The following is an 18,284-nucleotide window of genomic DNA, read 5'->3' on the forward strand; positions in this document are numbered from 1 at the left end:
TGGGGTGAGGGCAACAGACGACCACAACACTTAAGCGGCAGTCCCCTGCGCTAGCGGTGCCAGCCCTGCAGGAATTCGGCTCAACTCCTGTACCAGCGAGTCTTTGCTGATTTCACTGATGGTCTTCGCGCCGGTCAGGGTCATCGCCACTTTCATCTCTTTTTCGATCAGGTTCAGCAGATTCGCCACGCCCGCCTGGCCGTGCGTGGCCAGCGCGTACAGATATGCGCGGCCCAGCAGCACGCTGTCTGCGCCCAATGCAATCATGCGTACCACGTCCAGCCCGTTACGAATGCCGCTGTCGGCCAGGATCGCGATATCACCTTTCACCGCATCGGCAATCGCAGGCAGGGCGCGTGCAGAAGAGAGCACGCCGTCCAACTGCCGTCCACCGTGGTTCGACACCACAATGCCATCTGCGCCAAAACGCACCGCATCGCGGGCATCTTCCGGGTCGAGGATCCCTTTGATCACCATCGGACCATCCCAGAATTCGCGGATCCACTCCAGGTCTTTCCATGAAATCGACGGATCGAAGTTATTCGCCAGCCAGCCAATGTAATCCTCAAGCCCGGTTGGCTTGCCGAGATAGGCCGAGATATTCCCCAGATCGTGCGGACGGCCGTTAACGCCGACATCCCACGCCCATTGCGGATGCGTCACCGCCTGCCAGTAACGACGCATCGCCGCATTCGCACCGCTCATTCCGGAGTGTGCATCGCGATAACGCGCACCCGGCGTGGGCATATCGACGGTAAACACCAGCGTGGAACAGCCCGCCGCTTTGGCACGTTCCAGCGCGTTACGCATAAAGCCGCGATCGCGCAGGACGTACAGCTGGAACCACATTGGGCGCTTGATGGTAGGCGCGACTTCTTCAATTGGGCAAACGGACACGGTCGAAAGGGTAAAGGGGATCCCTTTGGTATCTGCCGCAGCCGCAGCCTGCACCTCGCCACGGCGCGCGTACATCCCGCACAGCCCGACGGGCGCAAGGGCTACGGGCATCGACAGCGTCTCGTTGAAGAGTTTTGTCTCAAGGCTCAGGTCTGACATGTTTTTCAGCACGCGCTGGCGCAGCGCCACCTCTGACAAATCTTCCACGTTGCGGCGCAGGGTGTATTCCGAGTACGCGCCGCCGTCGATGTAGTGGAATAAAAACGGCGGCAGGATGCGCTGCGCTGCGGCGCGGTAGTCACTGGCTGCGGAAATAATCATGCGTTGTTCTCCCTGGAATTATCATGATCGCCGGGCAGGCGGGTAATGCGCGCCTGTCGGGCCTGATCTTCATCGAATCGTTTAATGGTGGTATGCACAAAACCCAGATGTGCCATCATCGCCTTGCGCGCGGCGTCGGCGTCACCGGCCAGAATGGCGTTCAGCACCGCTTCGTGCTGTTCGGTCAACTGTGCGAAAACCGGCGGCACCAGATACATGCGCTGGCGGCTCTGCTTAACGGACGATTGCAGCAGGTCGAAAAAACCGCGCATGGTTTGCAGCAGCACCACGTTGTGTGAGGCTTCGGCAATCGCCAGATGAAAGCGGACGTCAGCCTGCGAGGCGATATCCGGGTCGCTGCTTTGCGTGGCTTCAAAACAGGCTTTGAGCTTCTCCTTATCGCTGTCCGTAGCGCGCATCGCCGCATGCCAGGCGGTGCTGGTTTCTATCGCGTGGCGCGCTTCCAGAATGTCGAAACTGTAATCGGGGTCGTTCTCCATCAGCGTCTTCAGCGGCTGGACGATGTTTTGCTCGGACCAGTCGTCGTGCTGCCAGCGCACAAACGTTCCGCCGCCACGTCGACTCAGCAGCACCCCTTCGCTGGTCAGCGTCGCCAGCGCTTCGCGCAGTGAATTACGCGACACGCCAAGCTGGGCGGCCAGCTGGCGCTCGGCGGGCAATTTCATGCCCGCTTCCAGCTGTTGTTCTTCAATCAGCGCCCGCACGCGAGAGGCGATCTCGTCGGACAGGCGTTTGGGCATCACTATCATGGAATCATCCAGGTTAAGACGTAAGCCTGCAACGTGGTGATAACGCCGACCATGCAGGTGAAAATCAGGCTGTGTTTAACGGTAAAGCGGAACAGATCCGACTCTTTCCCGACCAGGCCCACCGCAGCACAAGCAATGGCGATGGACTGCGGAGAAATCATCTTGCCCGTTACGCCGCCCGTGGTGTTGGCAGCGACTAAGAGTACGTCTGATACGCCAATCTGTTGAGCGGCGGTCGCCTGCAAAGCGGCAAACAGTGCGTTTGAGGACGTATCCGAACCGGTCAGGAACACCCCCAGCCAGCCGAGGAACGGCGAGAAAAAGGTAAACGCATGTCCTGTGTGGGCAAGCGCTAATGCCAGCGTTGATGACAGGCCGGAATAGTTCGAGATAAACGCGAATGCCAGCACCATCCCGATGGAGTAAATCGGCAGCGCCAGTTCCTTCAGCGTGCTGGCAAAAGTCTGTATCGCCGCTGCAGGCTTCATGCGTAGCCATACGATGGAAAGGATAGCGGCAAACAGAATCGCCGTGCCGGTGGCGGAGAACCAGTCGAATTTATACACCGCAGCGTACGGCGTGGCGGCGTGGACCACGGGCGGCATACGCGCCACCATTTTGTCGAGGAACGGCACGGAGATGTTGATCACCATGTCGTACAGCGCGCCGCCTGGGGCGAAAAGCGCTTTAAACGGTGGCACGCTCCACAGAGTGACGGTGGCCGTCAGGAACAGGAACGGCGACCAGGCGCGAACAATCTGCCCAATGGTGTAATTCGTGCGTGCCAGCTTTTGATCGACTTGCGACGCGCCCATATCGCCAAAGCGGAAGATCCGCACCGGCTGCCAGCGTCGCAGGAACAGGGTCAGACACACCAGAGAAACGAGCGACGAAATGATATCCGGCAGTTCCGGGCCAATGAAGTTCGAGCTGAGGTATTGCGCGATGGCGAACGAGCCGCCTGCGACCATCACCGCAGGCCAGGTCTCTTTTACGCCACGCCAGCCGTCCATAATCGCCATGATCCAGAACAGCACGATAATGGTCAGGAACGGCAGCTGGCGACCCACCATTTGGCCGATTTCAAAGCTGTCCAGGCCGGTGACCTGTCCTGCAACCAGAATTGGGATACCCATCGCGCCAAACGCCACCGGTGCCGTGTTAACGATCAGGCACAGACCTGCCGCGTACAGCGGATTAAAGCCCAGCCCCACCAGCAGTGCAGCGGTAATCGCCACCGGCGCGCCAAATCCCGCGGCCCCTTCGAGGAAGGCCCCGAAGCAGAAGCCGACGATCAGCATTTGCAGGCGCTGGTCCGGCGTGATGGACAAAATCGACGAGCGGATAATGTCAAACTGCCCGGTTTTCACCGAGATTTTATAGACAAATACCGCGGCAATAATAATCCACGCAATGGGCCACAGACCGTAGAAGAAGCCATAGATGACGGACGCCAGTGCGCGGTCGACCGGCATTTTGTAGAACAACAGCGCTACCGCGAGCGCGATAGCGACGGTATACGTCGCGGCCAAATAGCCTTTCAGCTTGAGCTTAATCAGCGCGAAGAAAAAGAACAGGATCGGTAGCGATGCGATCAGGCTAGACAACCAAATATTCCCGGCCGGATCGTAGTTTTGTTGCCAGAGGCTCATTGCAGGTCTCCTGTGGACCACACGCTCAGTGTCGCGGTGAGTCTATGCTCATCTCGGCATCACATTGAGTGTAAAAGTGGTCCTGCCAATAGTGTGATGTAGGGTTAATGACAATGAATGGTTAACCAAATGTTATGGTCGGGCAATGAGTTTGTGATCGGAATTTGCGGGAATGTGAAGCGTTGAACGATTAGAAAGGGTATTGGTAGGACCAATTTAACGCGGAGGCAGTTTGATACCCTTACCCCGACCCTCTCCCACGTGAGAGGGAGAAGCCAGGCCAGGAGCAGTGCTCGGATCGTGCTGGGGAAGGTCTTGAACAATTCCCTCTCCGGTGGGGAGAGGGAAAATATTAGAACGCCGTCTTACAGAAACCCGTCATCTCTTGCAGGCCCATTTCACGGCCCAGCTCAGTCATCGGGTGTACGACGACCAGACCGCGCGCGCTTTTCTTCAGCTTGCCCAGGTCGGCTTGTTCTTTTTTGGTGATCGCACGGCGATGCGGCATGCCCATCAGCTTTTGTGCTTCTTTGCTCAGCTTATGGCCTTTAACAGCGCGCAGACGCTCAATTTCGCCTTCGAGTTTCTCTTTCTCTTTTTCAAGCTCTGCATATTTTTCGGCAGATTCAACAAGAGACATATCAGCCTGCTGGTGGCGGATCAGATCCAAACGGTCACTGAGGCGTTTAATTTCGTTCTTTTCGACTTCTTTCATCACATATAGCTCTAAAAACGGGGGAATTACAGGAAGGATACACCAATGTGCGCGGTCTTACTTCTGAAACGCTTTCTTTAAGCTGATTCGGGAAATCAGCTCAGTCAGGGAAAGGACCATCGTTGACCGCATAACCTGTTGATAACGAAGCTTTTGCATCGCATACAGATCAGGATCGCTGTTATCGAAATGAGGAGCAGGCGGTAGCGCAGTGACGCAATGTAATTCGCCGAAAGGCCCAAGAATTTCGTCATCGGTAAAGGCGTATTCATTGCCGTCGTGATTTAACTCTTCGCGCAGCGCCATCAGCAATTCAGCATCTTCATATTCATGCCTGCTGAGCACGCCAAGGCCATAAATCAATTTCAGGCGGACTGACAAATCGCCCAGCGGTCCGTCTCCGTCCAGTAACGGTTCTACAGCATATTTTACCGCGTAGTCGTCTTTGCGAAACACCTGAAGAACCAGAATATTGACCGCCTCGGTAAGTAACTCGACGGCAGCAATCAGGAAACTTCGTACGGTTTTGCCAGCATTCAGACGCTCAAGCACACGATTTTCAAAGGCCTGGGTTTGTTCCATTATTGCCTGCATATCTGACAATCTATCCATCGGGCGCAGGGTGACCTGCGCCAGAACCTGCATCATTATTTCGTCGCGTTGTATGCGTTAACCGCCTCCAGCACTACGTCACTCTTCGCTTCAAGGCCAGAAAGCTGCGCCAGCGCATCTTGCGGGCCTTTGGTATCAATCAATTCTGCCAGCTCAATCGCCTGCGGATCTTGCTCGCTGCGATAATGCATGGCAGCGGCGATACCTTTCACCAAATTGGCGTGCGGCAAACCGTATTCCAGCGTGCCCAACAGCGGCTTAATCAGACGGTCGCCCGCGCTGAGTTTACGCAGCGGCTGACGCCCAACGCGCTCAACGTCATCTTTCAGATACGGGTTTTCAAAACGACCGAGGATTTTCTGAATGTATGCCGCATGTTTCTCAGCATCAAAACCGTAGCGTTTGATCAGGACCGCGCCGCTCTCGTCCATTGCACCTTTTACCACAGCGCGGATTTTCTCATCGAGAATCGCGTCACGAATGGTTTGATGACCGGCCAATTTTCCGAGGTACGCGGTTATAGCATGCCCGGTGTTCAGCGTGAAGAGTTTGCGTTCGACAAAGGCCATCAGGTTATCCGTCAATTCCATTCCCGGAATAGCCGGCAGCGCGCCTTTGAACTGGGTTTTGTCGACGATCCACTCGCTGAAGGTTTCAACGGTCACTTCCAGCGGGTCGTTTGTTGCAGATTCGGATGGGGGAACGATGCGGTCAACGGCGGAATCCACAAAACCGACGTGCTCTTCAACCCAGGCTTTATCTTCATCAGCCACGGCGGCCAGAACGTGGCCTTTCAGTTGTGTGGTACCACGCACCATGTTTTCGCAGGCGATGATGTTCAGCGGCGTGTTATTGCCCTGTGCTTTGCGTTTTGCGAGGCCTTTTGCGACGGCAGGGGCGATGCGCTCAAGCACCACCGGGCCCACGGCGGTGGTCACCAGGTCTACGCTTGCGATCAGGTCTACAACGTCATCGCCAATGCTGCTAACAGCGTTGACGCCTGAGACGGTTTCAACCTGTTCGTTTTCGCCGACAACGTGAACATCGTAGCTATGACGGGCATTCAGGGCGTCGAGCACCACCTGATTCACATCGGCGAATGTTAGCGTAATGCCCGCGTCTGCCAGCAGTTTGCCGATAAAGCCACGACCGATATTACCTGCGCCAAAATGTAATGCTTTCATCGTATTAACCTTCATCAATGTTTTTACCCGAGAGGGCTGGGGTGAGGCTTTTCCCTCACCCTAACCCTCTCCCCAAAGGGAGAGGGGGCCAGGCAGAACTTATTTGTTCAGCAGAGCCAGCACTTCTTCAACGCTGGTGGTCTGTGACAGGCGCTCGATAACGGTTTCATCATCCAGCGCGTTTGTCAGGCTGGTAATCACCTGGATGTGCTCGTTGTTGCGAGCGGCGATACCAATCACCAGACGGGCGATATCGTCTTCTTCTTCACCAAAACGCACGCCATCAGGATACTGACAGAACACCACGCCGGTTTTCAATACGCGGTCTTTCGCTTCAACCGTACCGTGTGGCACCGCGATAGATTCGCCCAGATACGTTGGGGTCAGCTTTTCACGTTCCAGCATGGCATCAACGTACTCTGGCTCAACGTAGCCGCCTTTCACCAGTTGCTCACCGGCAAAGCGAATCGCTTCTTCTTTGTGGCTCGCCGTGCGACCCAGGAAGATGTTCTCCGCACCCAGTTTGAACAAGTGGCTATCGTTCGGATCAAAACTGTCTTTCAGGCTATCGCGAACTTTCACTTCGTTTTCGGTGTGACGCTGTGCTGCAACCAGACGTTCGGTCAGGCTGGAATACAGGCCGCTATCGAGGAAGTTGGTCAGCGAAATGTGCTGTGCTTGCGGAACCTGACGCATCGCACGCTCAGTCAGATCGCGGTGCGTGATGACCAGGTCAACGTCCCCCGGCAGGCTGTTGATGGCGCTGTTGGTCACGGAGATGTGGGTCAGACCCGCGTCCTGGACTTTCTTGCGCAGCACCCCGGCACCCATGGCGCTGGAACCCATACCCGCATCGCATGCCACGATGATTTTACGCACATGGCTCAGGTCGTTAGACACGTCGCCAGCAGACAGCGGCGTTGCAACACCTTTGGATTCGGACTTCATATCATGCATGCGACGGGTCGCCGCTTCGATATCGTCTTCTTCTTTCACTTTGCTGGTTTTCAGCAAGATGGCAGAGACCACGAAGGAGACCGCCATTGCGGCACAAATCGCTGCGATGTTAGCGAAGTAAGCGCCTTTTGGCGTCATCGCCAGTACCGCCAGGATAGAGCCTGGAGACGCTGGAGAAACCAGACCGCCACCCAATACGCTCAGGGTGAACACACCAGTCATACCGCCGAGGATAACGGCCAGGATCAGACGTGGGTTCATCAGCACGTATGGGAAGTAAATTTCGTGGATACCACCCAGGAAGTGGATGATTGCCGCGCCGCCTGCAGACTGTTTCGCGCTGCCACGACCAAAGAACATATACGCCAGCAGAACACCCATACCCGGACCTGGGTTTGCTTCAATCAGGAAGAAGATGGACTTGCCGAGTTCATGAGACTGCTGAATACCCAGCGGCGAGAAGATACCGTGGTTAATCGCGTTATTGAGGAACAGGATTTTCGCCGGTTCAACAAAGATAGACGCCAGCGGCAGCATGTCGTGAACAACCATGAAGTTAACGCCAGCAGCCAGCACTTTAGACAGCACTTCAACCGCAGGGCCAATGCCGAGGAACGCCAGAATCGCCAGGATCATACCGATGATGCCAGCGGAGAAGTTGTTCACCAGCATTTCGAAGCCGGATTTGATTTTGCCATCAACCCAAACGTCGAATTTCTTAATCGCCCAGCCGCCCAGCGGACCGGCAATCATTGCACCGAGGAACATCGGCATATCCGCGCCGACGATCACGCCCATGGTCGTAATTGCACCGACCACACCACCACGGTCACCGCCGACCAAACGACCACCGGTAAAACCGATGAGCAGTGGCAGCAGATAGGTAATCATTGGACCAACAAGCTTCGCCAGGGTTTCGCTCGGCAACCATCCTGTTGGAATGAACAAGGCGGTGATGATACCCCACGCGATAAACGCGCCGATATTTGGCATCACCATGTTGCTGAGGAAACGACCAAAGCTTTGTACTTTGATCTTGAAATCGGATGACATAAAACACCCCTTCTTATGTTTACGCTTAGGCTTTCAGCCCGAGGTTTATCGTTAATGTGCGGCGGCAGAGGTTGCTGAGCCCTGTTCTGATGCTGTGAAATCTGGCACCGAATCGTTCAACTGTCCAGACAGTGAAAATTTATGTGATCTGAATCACGCAAATACAGGGGGTGCGGATAACATTGAAGTGATCGCTATCACAAAATGAGAGTATGAAAAAATACAATGGAGAAAAAAGTCGCTGATTAGGCCTGTTAATGTGAAGCTGATCACATTTTATGATTTGGTGTTTGTCTCGTTATTGTGATTGATTTCACAAAATATTTTGATGCGGATTTCTCTTGATGCGATCGGCGGCAAATTCGGTATGGCTCTCCAGAGCCAGGATTTCGTCACACGAAAAGCTAAACGAATTTCACCTCATAGGTTATGGCGAAAAGTGGAAACCTGGATTACGCTCATTATGTAAACTTAAGTCTATTATTATTCATGATATATTTTGTCACGCTTATAAACTTGCATGGAGATATAATAAAAAACCATACTCCCCGGCTCTGAAATAATAAGTGCATTAGATTGTACTTAAATGAATTAATTTGGTTGCGTACCATTTTATTAATTTAATGAGTTGACGTTGTTTCGAGTGAGGCAAATATGTTTTTAAACTATTTTGCGCTGGGTGTATTGATTTTCGTTTTCCTGGTTCTTTTTTACGGAATCATTGCCATCCACGACATCCCTTATTTAATGGCAAAAAAGCGTAATCATCCCCACGCTGATGCGATCCATACGGCGGGTTGGGTGAGTCTGTTTACGCTCCACGTTATCTGGCCCTTCCTGTGGATTTGGGCCACACTGTACCAGCCAGAGCGCGGGTGGGGTATGCAAAATCAAGCCGTTCCCGCCCCGCAGCAACAAGATATTGATGCCCTTTCTAAACGCGTTGCCGACCTGGAACAGCGGCTTGCCGCCACGCCTACGCCCGCGAACAAAAATAGGGCGGAGGGCTAAATATGGATCTGCTCATTATTTTGACTTACGTGGCGTTTGCGTGGGCAATATTTAAAATTTTTCGCATTCCCGTTAATCAATGGACGCTGTCTACTGCCGCATTAGGTGGAGTGTTTATTGTCGCTGGTTTGATTTTATTAATGAACTATAACCATCCGTATACCTTCACGGCACAGAAAGCAGTAATTTCTATTCCGATTACCCCGCAGGTTACTGGGGTGGTGAGTGAAGTCACGGATAAAAATAATCAGCTCATTAAAAAAGGCGAAGTGTTATTTAAATTGGACCCGGTACGCTATCAAGCCAGAGTCGACAGACTTAAAGCGGATTTAGTGACGGCGACACACAGTATTGATGTCCTGAAAGCGCAGCTTTCTGAAGCCGAAGCGAATACCACTCGCGTGTCTGCCGAACGCGACAGACTTTATAAAGATTTCCAACGCTACCTGAAGGGCAGCCAGGCGAAGGTCAATCCCTTCTCAGAAAGCGACATTGATAACGCGCGGCAAAACTATCTGGCGCAGGATGCGATGGTCAAAGCGTCCATCGCGGATCAAGCGCAAATCAAAAGCCAGTTAGACAGCATGGTCAACGGCGAGCAATCGCAAATTGTCTCACTTCGCGCCCAGCTTACAGAAGCTAACTACAATCTCGAACAGACCGTGGTGCGCGCACCCAGCGATGGCTATGTCACTCAGGTGCTGATCCGTCCGGGGACCTATGCTGCTGCGCTGCCGTTACGTCCGGTGATGGTGTTTATTCCGGAGCAAAAACGACTCATTGTGGCGCAGTTCCGCCAGAACTCGTTACTGCGTCTGAAACCGGGTGACGAAGCCGAAGTGGTCTTCAACGCGCTGCCGGGCCAGGTCTTCAGCGGTAAGCTCACCAGCATTTTACCGGTGGTGCCGGGCGGTTCTTATCAGGCTCAGGGCGCGCTGCAATCGTTAACGGTGATTCCGGGTACGGACGGGGTGCTTGGCACGATTGAGCTCGCGCCGAATGCGGATGTCGAAGCGTTGCCGGACGGCATCTATGCGCAAGTGGCCGTCTATTCCGACCACTTTTCTCACGTCTCGGTGATGCGAAAAGTGCTACTGCGCATGACCAGTTGGATGCATTACCTCTACCTCGATCATTAAGGTTCTGCCTTTTTTCATTGCCTGATCCATACTTACCCTTTTGGATGAATCAAGGATCAGGCAATGAAACTCATCGGCAGCTACACCAGTCCATTCGTGCGTAAAATTTCGGTTCTCCTGTTGGAAAAAGGCATCACGTTCGAGTTTGTGAATGAGCAGCCGTACAACGCAGAGAATGGCGTGGCGCAGTATAACCCGCTGGGAAAAGTCCCGGCGCTGCTCACCGATGATGGCGAATGCTGGTTTGACTCCCCGATTATTGCGGAATATATCGAACTGCTCGGCATTGCGCCTGCAATGGTGCCACGTGAACCGAAAGCAGCGCTTGCCGTGAGGCAAATCGAAGCGCTGGCGGATGGCATTATGGATGCGGCGCTGGCGTCCGTGCGTGAGCAAGCGCGCCCTGCGGCGCAGCAATCCGAAACGGAGCTATTGCGCCAGCGGGAGAAAATCAATCGCAGCCTGGACAGATGTGAACAGCTTCTGCATAACGGCAATGTTAAAACCGATACGCTGAATCTGGCCACGATTGCGATTGCCTGCGCCGTGGGCTACCTCAATTTTCGCCATGTTTCTCCGGGCTGGTGCGTAGAGCGTCCGCTGCTGGTTAAACTCGCTGAAACGCTCTTCCAGCGCGAAAGTTTTGCCCGTACGGAACCGCCGAAGGTTTGATGCGAGTTATAACACTTCTCCTCTTTAGCCTGTACAATCCCTGTAGAAATTGACCCCCTCTCCCGTCGGGAGGGGGATAAAACCCCCACTTCCAGGCATGACAATGACGACTCATCATTCCCTCTACAGCCAGATACCTGCGTCCGATCGCCTGCTGCGTGATCCCCGCTTCACTCCCATTCTTGAACAGTTCGGACACACTCGCGCCGTCGCGTTGTTGCGTTTGTTACAGGATGAAGCGCGCCTGCATATTCAGGCTGAAAACGCATTGCCGCAGTGGTGTGCGGACTGGCCGATGGAAGTAGAAAAGCGCTTGAAAGCGCAAACGCAGAGCGCGTTGCGCCCGGTCATTAACCTTACCGGAACGGTGCTTCACACCAATTTAGGTCGTGCACCGCAGGCTGAAGAGGCGATTGAGGCCGTCACGCAGGCGATGCGTTCGCCCGTGACGCTGGAATACGATCTGGATGGCGCTGGCCGTGGTCATCGTGACCGGGCGCTGGCGAGTCTGCTGTGCCAGATTACGGGCGCAGAAGATGCCTGCATCGTGAATAACAACGCGGCGGCAGTGCTGCTGATGTTGGCCGCGACCGCAAGCGGAAAAGAGGTGGTGGTGTCGCGTGGTGAATTAGTGGAGATCGGCGGGGCGTTTCGCATTCCAGATGTGATGCGCCAGGCCGGTTGCACACTGCATGAAGTGGGGACGACGAACCGGACGCATGCGAAGGACTATCGCGCTGCGGTAAATGAAAACACTGCGCTGTTGATGAAAGTCCACACCAGTAATTATCAGATTGAAGGTTTTACCAAAACCGTTGAAGAGGCGGAACTGGCAGAGATTGGCCGCGAGCTGAACGTGTCGGTGATTGCGGATTTGGGCAGCGGTTCGCTGGTGGATCTCAGCGTGTACGGCTTGCCGAAAGAGCCGATGCCGCAGGAGATGATCGCCGCGGGCGTCAGTCTGGTCAGTTTTTCGGGCGATAAGCTGCTGGGTGGTCCGCAGGCGGGCATTATCGTTGGCAAACGCGAACTGATTGAAAAGCTACAGCAACATCCGCTGAAACGCGCGCTGCGCGTCGATAAAATGACGCTGGCGGCGCTTGAAGCCACGCTGCGACTGTATCTCCATCCGGAAACACTGGCAGAACGGCTGCCCACGTTACGATTGTTGGCGCGCGATGCGGCGTCGATTCGCGCTCAGGCCGAGTTATTGCGCGCAAAAATCGCTGCGCATTTCGTGGCGTTTGACGTGCATGTTGAATCCTGTCAGTCGCAGATTGGCAGCGGATCGCTTCCGGTCGACCGCCTGCCGAGCGCGGCACTGACGTTTACGCCGCGCGACGGGCGCGGTAGCCAGCTCGAAGCGCTGTCATCCTGCTGGCGTGCATTGCCTACGCCCATCATTGGGCGCATCTATGACGGGCGGCTGTGGCTGGATCTGCGCTGTCTTGAAGATGAAGAACAGTTTCTGGAGATGTTGCTGAAATGATTATTGCCACTGCCGGTCATGTCGACCACGGGAAAACCACGCTGTTGCAGGCCATCACGGGTGTGAATGCCGATCGCTTGCCCGAAGAGAAAAAACGCGGCATGACCATCGATCTGGGATATGCCTATTGGCCGCAACCCGATGGCCGGATTCTGGGCTTTATTGATGTGCCTGGGCATGAAAAATTTCTCTCGAATATGCTGGCAGGTGTTGGCGGAATCGACCTCGCGCTGCTGGTGGTGGCCTGTGATGATGGCGTGATGGCGCAAACGCGCGAGCATCTGGCTATTTTGCAATTGACCGGTAATCCGCAGCTCACGGTTGCGCTGACGAAAGCGGATCGTGTCGATGAGAGTCGTATTGATGAAGTCCGCGAACAGCTTCAGGCGACATTACAGGAGTACGGTTTTGCCGATGCGCCTGTTTTTGTCACCGTCGCTACAGAAGGGCGGGGTATCGACGAACTTCGCTCTCATTTACAGCATCTTTCTTCGCGCGAGCAAACCCGCGATCATCGGTTCCGTTTAGCCATCGACCGCGCATTTACCGTGAAAGGGGCTGGACTGGTCGTCACCGGTACGGCGCTGAGTGGTGAAGTGAAAGTGGGGGACAGCCTGTGGCTGACGGGCGTCAACAAACCGATGCGTGTACGTGGTCTGCATGCGCAGAATCAGCCGTCTGAACAGGCACATGCCGGGCAGCGTATCGCGCTGAACATTGCGGGTGATGCTGAAAAAGAACAACTCAATCGCGGCGACTGGCTGCTGTCCGACGCGCCACCGGAGCCGTCCGAGCGCGTGATTGTTTCCCTGCAAGCCCATACGCCGTTGACGCAGTGGCAGCCGCTGCATATCCACCATGCCGCCAGCCACGCCACTGGCCGCGTTTCGCTGCTGGAAAACGATCTGGCAGAGCTGGTATTCGATACACCGCTTTGGCTGGCTGATAATGATAGACTGGTGCTGCGCGATATCTCCGCGCGGGCCACGCTGGCAGGTGCTCGTGTAGTGACGTTAAATCCACCCCGTCGCGGCAAGCGCAAAGCTGAATATCTCCAATGGCTGGCGGCGCTCGCGCTGGCAGAGAATGACAAATCCGCCCTGGCGGTGCATCTCGATCGCGGTGCGGTAAATCTTGCTGATTTTGCCTGGGCGCGGCAGCTGAGTGACGAGGGGCTGCACCGATTGTCGCAGCAGCCCGATTTTATCCAGGCGGGCGTTAACTTACTGAACGCGCCGGTCGCCGCGCGCTGGCAGCGTAAAGTGCTGACGACGCTTGCGACTTATCACGAACAGCATCAGGATGAACCGGGGCCTGGGCGTGAACGGCTGCGCCGTATGGCTCTGCCGATGGAAGATGACGCGCTGGTTCTGCTGTTGATTGAAAAAATGCGTGAAAGCGGCGTCATCCATAGTCACCACGGTTGGCTGCACCTGCCGGATCACAAAGCGGGCTTTACACCTGAACAAGACGCGATATGGCAAAAAGTCGCGCCGTTATTTGGTGATGAACCCTGGTGGGTGCGCGACCTGGCCCAGCAGACGGGGACAGACGAGCAGCTCATGCGCCAGGTGTTGCGCCACTCAGCGCAGCAGGGGCTGATTACCGCGATCGTGAAAGATCGCTACTACCGCAACGATCGTATCGTGACGTTTGCCAATTTGATTCGCGAGTTGGATCAGGAAAAGGGATCGACTTGTGCGGCTGACTTCCGCGATCGGCTTAACGTCGGGCGTAAGCTGGCGATTCAAATTCTGGAATATTTTAATCGGATTGGTTTTACGCGTCGTCGTGGTAATGATCATCTATTACGTGATTCGTTATTATTTCCTGAGATAACATCAGTCGATAATATAAATTAACAAAAAGATAAGCTTATATACTAAATAATATATTTCGCAGGCTTAAAAATAAAAAACCTGCGAATATCCACGCAATATTACCTTTTTGATCATGTTTTTTATATTCCCCTTTTTGTATTCTGCCTTGAACATTAATCCCTTCGAGGTATTACTATGACTGCATCCGTATTTTATATTCCTTCGGTGAATATTATAGGTTCTGATTCATTAGTTAGCGCAATGGATACTATGCGCGATTACGGCTGGCATCGTGCCCTGATTGTGACTGACGCGGTGTTAAACAAAATGGGGATGGTCGCCGATATTCAAAACGCGCTTCAGGAACGCGATATTGTCAGCGTTGTATTTGATGGCACGCACCCTAATCCAACCACTGCTAATGTCGCTGCGGGGCTGAAAATCTTAAAAGAAAATAACTGTGATTGCGTTATTTCGCTCGGCGGCGGTTCTCCACATGATTGCGCGAAAGGTATTGCGCTGGTCGCGGCAAACGGTGGGGATATTCGTGACTATGAGGGCGTCGATCGCTCGGCAAAACCGCAGTTACCCATGATTGCGATTAATACTACGGCGGGCACGGCATCCGAAATGACCCGTTTCTGCATTATTACCGACGAAGTGCGTCATATTAAAATGGCGATTGTCGATAAGCATGTCACACCTGTTTTGTCCGTGAATGACTCTTCGCTGATGGTTGGCATGCCGAAATCCCTGACGGCCGCAACCGGTATGGATGCGTTGACTCACGCGATAGAAGCCTATGTGTCCATTGCCGCCACGCCGATCACCGACGCTTGTGCATTGAAAGCGATGACAATGATCGCCGAGAACCTGACGCATGCGGTAGAAGATGGCAGCAACGCTGTCGCCCGTGAAGCAATGGCCTACGCGCAATTCCTGGCGGGTATGGCGTTCAACAATGCGTCTCTCGGGTATGTGCATGCGATGGCGCATCAGCTGGGTGGCTTTTACGATCTGCCGCACGGTGTGTGCAATGCGATATTGTTGCCACACGTGCAGACGTTTAACAGCAAAGCGGCAGCCCCGCGTCTGCGTGATTGCGCCCAGGCGATGGGTGTTGATGTCAGTCAAATGACCGCAGAACAGGGTGCACAGGCGTGTATCGCAGAGATTCGCTCCCTGGCGCGTAAAGTGAATATCCCGGCGGGTCTGCGTGACCTCAACGTGAAGGAAGCGGACTTCCCAATTCTGGCGACCAACGCGCTGAAAGACGCATGCGGATTCACTAATCCAATCCAGGCCACGCATGACGAGATTATGGCGATTTATCGTGCGGCGCTGTAATCCGTGATTCCTGTCGTAAAGCTGTAAGCGGCTGGCGAAAAAATCGCCAGTCGTGACTACCCTTGTTAGACACCAACAGCAAGGAGACGGTCATGACGAATAATCCTCCCTCAACGCGTTTGCAGCCTGGCGAGTATGGTTATCCCCTCAAGTTAAAACCCCGGTACGACAACTTCATTGGCGGCGGCTGGGTTGCTCCCGTCGACGGCGAGTATTACTCGAATCTGACGCCTGTCACTGGGCAACCGCTATGCGAAATTGCCAGCTCCGGCAAAAAAGATATCGATCTGGCGCTGGATGCGGCGCATAAAGCGAAAGAGAAATGGGGACACACCTCGGTTCAGGACAGAGCCGCCATTCTATTGAAAATCGCCGATCGGATGGAGCAAAACCTGGAGCTGCTGGCAGCGGCTGAAACCTGGGATAACGGCAAACCGATCCGCGAAACCACTGGCGCTGACGTACCGCTGGCTATCGACCACTTCCGTTATTTTGCCTCCTGTATTCGCGCTCAGGAAGGGGGAATCAGCGAGGTGGACAGTGAAACGGTTGCCTACCATTTCCACGAGCCGCTGGGTGTCGTGGGGCAAATTATTCCGTGGAACTTCCCGCTGCTGATGGCGAGCTGGAAAATGGCTCCCGCGCTGGCGGCGGGCAACTGCGTGATCCTTAAACCGGCACGCTTAACCCCGCTGTCAGTATTACTGCTGATGGAAATCATTGGCGACCTGGTTCCGCCGGGGGTGATTAACGTTGTGAACGGGGCAGGCGGCGAAATCGGTGAATATCTGGCGACCTCGAAGCGTATCGCGAAAGTCGCGTTTACCGGCTCCACGGAAGTAGGCCAGCAGATCATGCAGTATGCGACCCAAAATATCATTCCAGTCACGCTGGAGCTGGGGGGGAAATCGCCGAACATTTTCTTTGCCGATGTGATGGATGAAGAGGACGCTTTCTTCGATAAAGCGCTGGAAGGGTTTGCGCTGTTTGCCTTTAACCAGGGCGAGGTTTGCACCTGTCCAAGCCGAGCGCTGGTGCAGGAATCCATTTATGAACGCTTCATGGAGCGGGCTATTCGTCGGGTGGAATCCATCCGCAGTGGTAATCCGCTGGACAGCGTCACGCAAATGGGCGCACAGGTTTCGCAGGGGCAGCTGGAGACTATCCTCAATTACATTGATATCGGTAAGAAAGAGGGTGCAGATGTTCTGACCGGCGGGCGTCGAAAAATGCTCGAAGGCGATCTGAAAGATGGCTTTTACCTTGAGCCAACCATTCTGTTTGGCAAAAATGATATGCGCGTTTTCCAGGAGGAAATCTTCGGACCGGTGCTGGCGGTGACAACGTTTAAAACCATGGAGGAAGCACTGGAGTTGGCCAACGATACGCAATATGGCCTCGGGGCGGGCGTCTGGAGCCGCAACGGTAATCTGGCGTATAAAATGGGGCGCGGAATTCAGGCCGGGCGCGTCTGGACAAACTGCTATCACGCCTATCCGGCCCATGCCGCGTTTGGCGGATATAAGCAGTCGGGGATTGGGCGCGAAACGCACAAGATGATGCTGAACCATTACCAGCAAACGAAATGCTTGCTGGTCAGCTATTCGGATAAACCGTTGGGTTTATTCTAATTATCAGGCGAGGGCCGTCCATGGACGGCCTGAGAAATATGCGTGCGTAAGCTATTCAGAACGCTGTCCAGCACATACTGGACACGCCACGGCTGATACTCTCGCTTGCGGAAAATGGCAGTGAGATCGAGCCACCACTCCTCCCGGTGCGGAAAGCAGGGAACCAGCGTGCCTTTACTGATCTCCTGCTGCAGGCTCTCTTTCGGCGCGAAGACAATACCTAAATTATTCCGTGCTAATTCCAGCGCTGTTTGCGTATTATCGCAAATATAATTTCCGGTGACTTTGTAGTCGCGCACTTCATTGCTGTTATAAACACAAAATCGCCAAATATTGGCGTCATCGACCAGCATTGAATCAATCAAAATACAGGAATGATTAATTAAGTCGTCTGGGCCTTGAATGGGATGTTGCTTTAAATAGGTTTCAGTAGCGAAAGCGGTCACTGAATATTTTGTCAGTACGCTGGCAACTAAATTTTCGTCTTTAGGCTGCGCGTACGTAATTAATATATCGCAATCATCCGGGAAGGATACGCCTTCGGCAAATTCGTTGCGATCAAGATTGTAGGTTTTCAACGCGAGACGAATGTCTCCGATCTCTTCAATCTCATGTACGACGTGGCGCGCGAGATACGTAATGATTCCGGTAGGGGCATAAATTGTCACGCGGCCACTTTTTTCATGCTTATAATCAGCAATAAAATTAATGAGTTGGCTATTTTTATCCAGCGAAGCATTGATGTAAGGCACCAAAGCTTCGCCGAACTGAGTCAGCGCCAGTTGTCGCGTCGTACGTTCAAATACTTTCAGCCCCACACGCATTTCAAAATCGGAAAGATATTTACTGACATTGGCCTGCGCCATGCCTAACAGGGCGGCGGCATCTCCGATACTGTGCGTTGCAGCAATGACGGAAATGATCTTTAACTCACGTGGTTTAATCTGTAAATTATTCATCGTGAACCGCCATTTATATGATTTTGTATATAATATTATACTATTTACGCCATTG

At 53.9% G+C, this 18,284-nt stretch carries 15 protein-coding genes; 7 read left to right on the top strand and 8 right to left on the bottom strand.

Going from position 1 to position 18,284, the window contains the following annotated elements; all coding sequences use genetic code 11:
• Positions 1-30: 30 nt before the first annotated feature.
• The 7 genes from lldD to ACKI5T_RS16885 all read right to left on the bottom strand — a co-directional run bounded on the left by lldD (position 31) and on the right by ACKI5T_RS16885 (position 8,161).
• On the bottom strand, positions 31-1,218 hold the full coding sequence (gene lldD, locus ACKI5T_RS16855) for an FMN-dependent L-lactate dehydrogenase LldD (protein WP_407438925.1): 1,188 nt from the start codon (positions 1,216-1,218) through the stop codon (positions 31-33).
• Positions 1,215-1,988 (bottom strand): transcriptional regulator LldR, encoded by a 774-nt coding sequence (gene lldR, locus ACKI5T_RS16860; protein WP_407438927.1) that lies wholly within the window; start codon positions 1,986-1,988, stop codon positions 1,215-1,217. The genes lldD and lldR overlap by 4 nt, the downstream gene beginning before the upstream one ends.
• Entirely contained in the window at positions 1,985-3,640 is a 1,656-nt protein-coding gene (gene lldP, locus ACKI5T_RS16865; protein ID WP_407438929.1) for an L-lactate permease, read from the bottom strand. Before lldP ends, lldR begins: the two co-directional genes overlap by 4 nt.
• 352 nt (positions 3,641-3,992) lie before the next feature.
• Positions 3,993-4,355: a YibL family ribosome-associated protein gene (locus tag ACKI5T_RS16870; protein ID WP_011915399.1), complete on the bottom strand. Its 363-nt coding sequence runs from the start codon at positions 4,353-4,355 to the stop codon at positions 3,993-3,995.
• A 57-nt stretch (positions 4,356-4,412) separates the two neighbouring features.
• The gene (gene mtlR / locus ACKI5T_RS16875; protein ID WP_407438932.1) at positions 4,413-5,003 is read right to left on the bottom strand and encodes a mannitol operon repressor MtlR; all 591 of its coding nucleotides are present in this window, start codon (positions 5,001-5,003) and stop codon (positions 4,413-4,415) included.
• Positions 5,003-6,166, bottom strand: coding sequence for a mannitol-1-phosphate 5-dehydrogenase (gene mtlD / locus ACKI5T_RS16880; protein ID WP_407438934.1), 1,164 nt, complete (start codon positions 6,164-6,166; stop codon positions 5,003-5,005). Before mtlD ends, mtlR begins: the two co-directional genes overlap by 1 nt.
• 84 nt (positions 6,167-6,250) lie before the next feature.
• Positions 6,251-8,161 carry a PTS mannitol transporter subunit IICBA gene (locus ACKI5T_RS16885; protein ID WP_407438936.1) on the bottom strand — a complete coding sequence of 637 codons (1,911 nt, stop codon included), beginning with the start codon at positions 8,159-8,161 and terminating at the stop codon, positions 6,251-6,253.
• Positions 8,162-8,815: 654 nt separating this feature from the next.
• Between ACKI5T_RS16885 and ACKI5T_RS16890 the strand changes: the two genes are divergently transcribed.
• The 7 genes from ACKI5T_RS16890 (at position 8,816) to ACKI5T_RS16920 (ending at position 17,270) form a co-directional block, all read left to right on the top strand.
• Positions 8,816-9,172 carry a DUF3302 domain-containing protein gene (locus ACKI5T_RS16890; RefSeq protein WP_407438937.1) on the top strand — a complete coding sequence of 119 codons (357 nt, stop codon included), beginning with the start codon at positions 8,816-8,818 and terminating at the stop codon, positions 9,170-9,172.
• A 2-nt stretch (positions 9,173-9,174) separates the two neighbouring features.
• Positions 9,175-10,311 carry an HlyD family secretion protein gene (locus ACKI5T_RS16895; protein ID WP_011915404.1) on the top strand — a complete coding sequence of 379 codons (1,137 nt, stop codon included), beginning with the start codon at positions 9,175-9,177 and terminating at the stop codon, positions 10,309-10,311.
• Between the two features lie 63 nt (positions 10,312-10,374).
• Complete coding sequence (locus ACKI5T_RS16900; RefSeq protein WP_407438939.1) at positions 10,375-10,983, top strand: glutathione S-transferase; 609 nt, start codon at positions 10,375-10,377, stop codon at positions 10,981-10,983.
• 97 nt (positions 10,984-11,080) lie between these two features.
• Positions 11,081-12,472: an L-seryl-tRNA(Sec) selenium transferase gene (selA, locus tag ACKI5T_RS16905; RefSeq protein ID WP_407438941.1), complete on the top strand. Its 1,392-nt coding sequence runs from the start codon at positions 11,081-11,083 to the stop codon at positions 12,470-12,472.
• The gene (gene selB, locus ACKI5T_RS16910; RefSeq protein WP_407438943.1) at positions 12,469-14,334 is read left to right on the top strand and encodes a selenocysteine-specific translation elongation factor; all 1,866 of its coding nucleotides are present in this window, start codon (positions 12,469-12,471) and stop codon (positions 14,332-14,334) included. Before selA ends, selB begins: the two co-directional genes overlap by 4 nt.
• A gap of 153 nt (positions 14,335-14,487) precedes the next feature.
• Positions 14,488-15,639 (top strand): L-threonine dehydrogenase, encoded by a 1,152-nt coding sequence (gene yiaY, locus ACKI5T_RS16915; RefSeq protein ID WP_407438945.1) that lies wholly within the window; start codon positions 14,488-14,490, stop codon positions 15,637-15,639.
• A 92-nt stretch (positions 15,640-15,731) separates the two neighbouring features.
• Positions 15,732-17,270, top strand: a complete 1,539-nt coding sequence (locus ACKI5T_RS16920; protein ID WP_011915409.1) for an aldehyde dehydrogenase family protein — start codon at positions 15,732-15,734, stop codon at positions 17,268-17,270.
• On the opposite strand, the gene ACKI5T_RS16925 is transcribed toward ACKI5T_RS16920, so the two are convergent.
• Entirely contained in the window at positions 17,267-18,229 is a 963-nt protein-coding gene (locus ACKI5T_RS16925) for a LysR family transcriptional regulator (protein WP_407438947.1), read from the bottom strand. The two genes, ACKI5T_RS16920 and ACKI5T_RS16925, sit on opposite strands and share 4 nt — an antisense overlap.
• Positions 18,230-18,284 lie beyond the last annotated feature (55 nt).

The organism is Lelliottia sp. (genome assembly GCF_045627565.1).
GTDB lineage: Bacteria > Pseudomonadota > Gammaproteobacteria > Enterobacterales > Enterobacteriaceae > Enterobacter.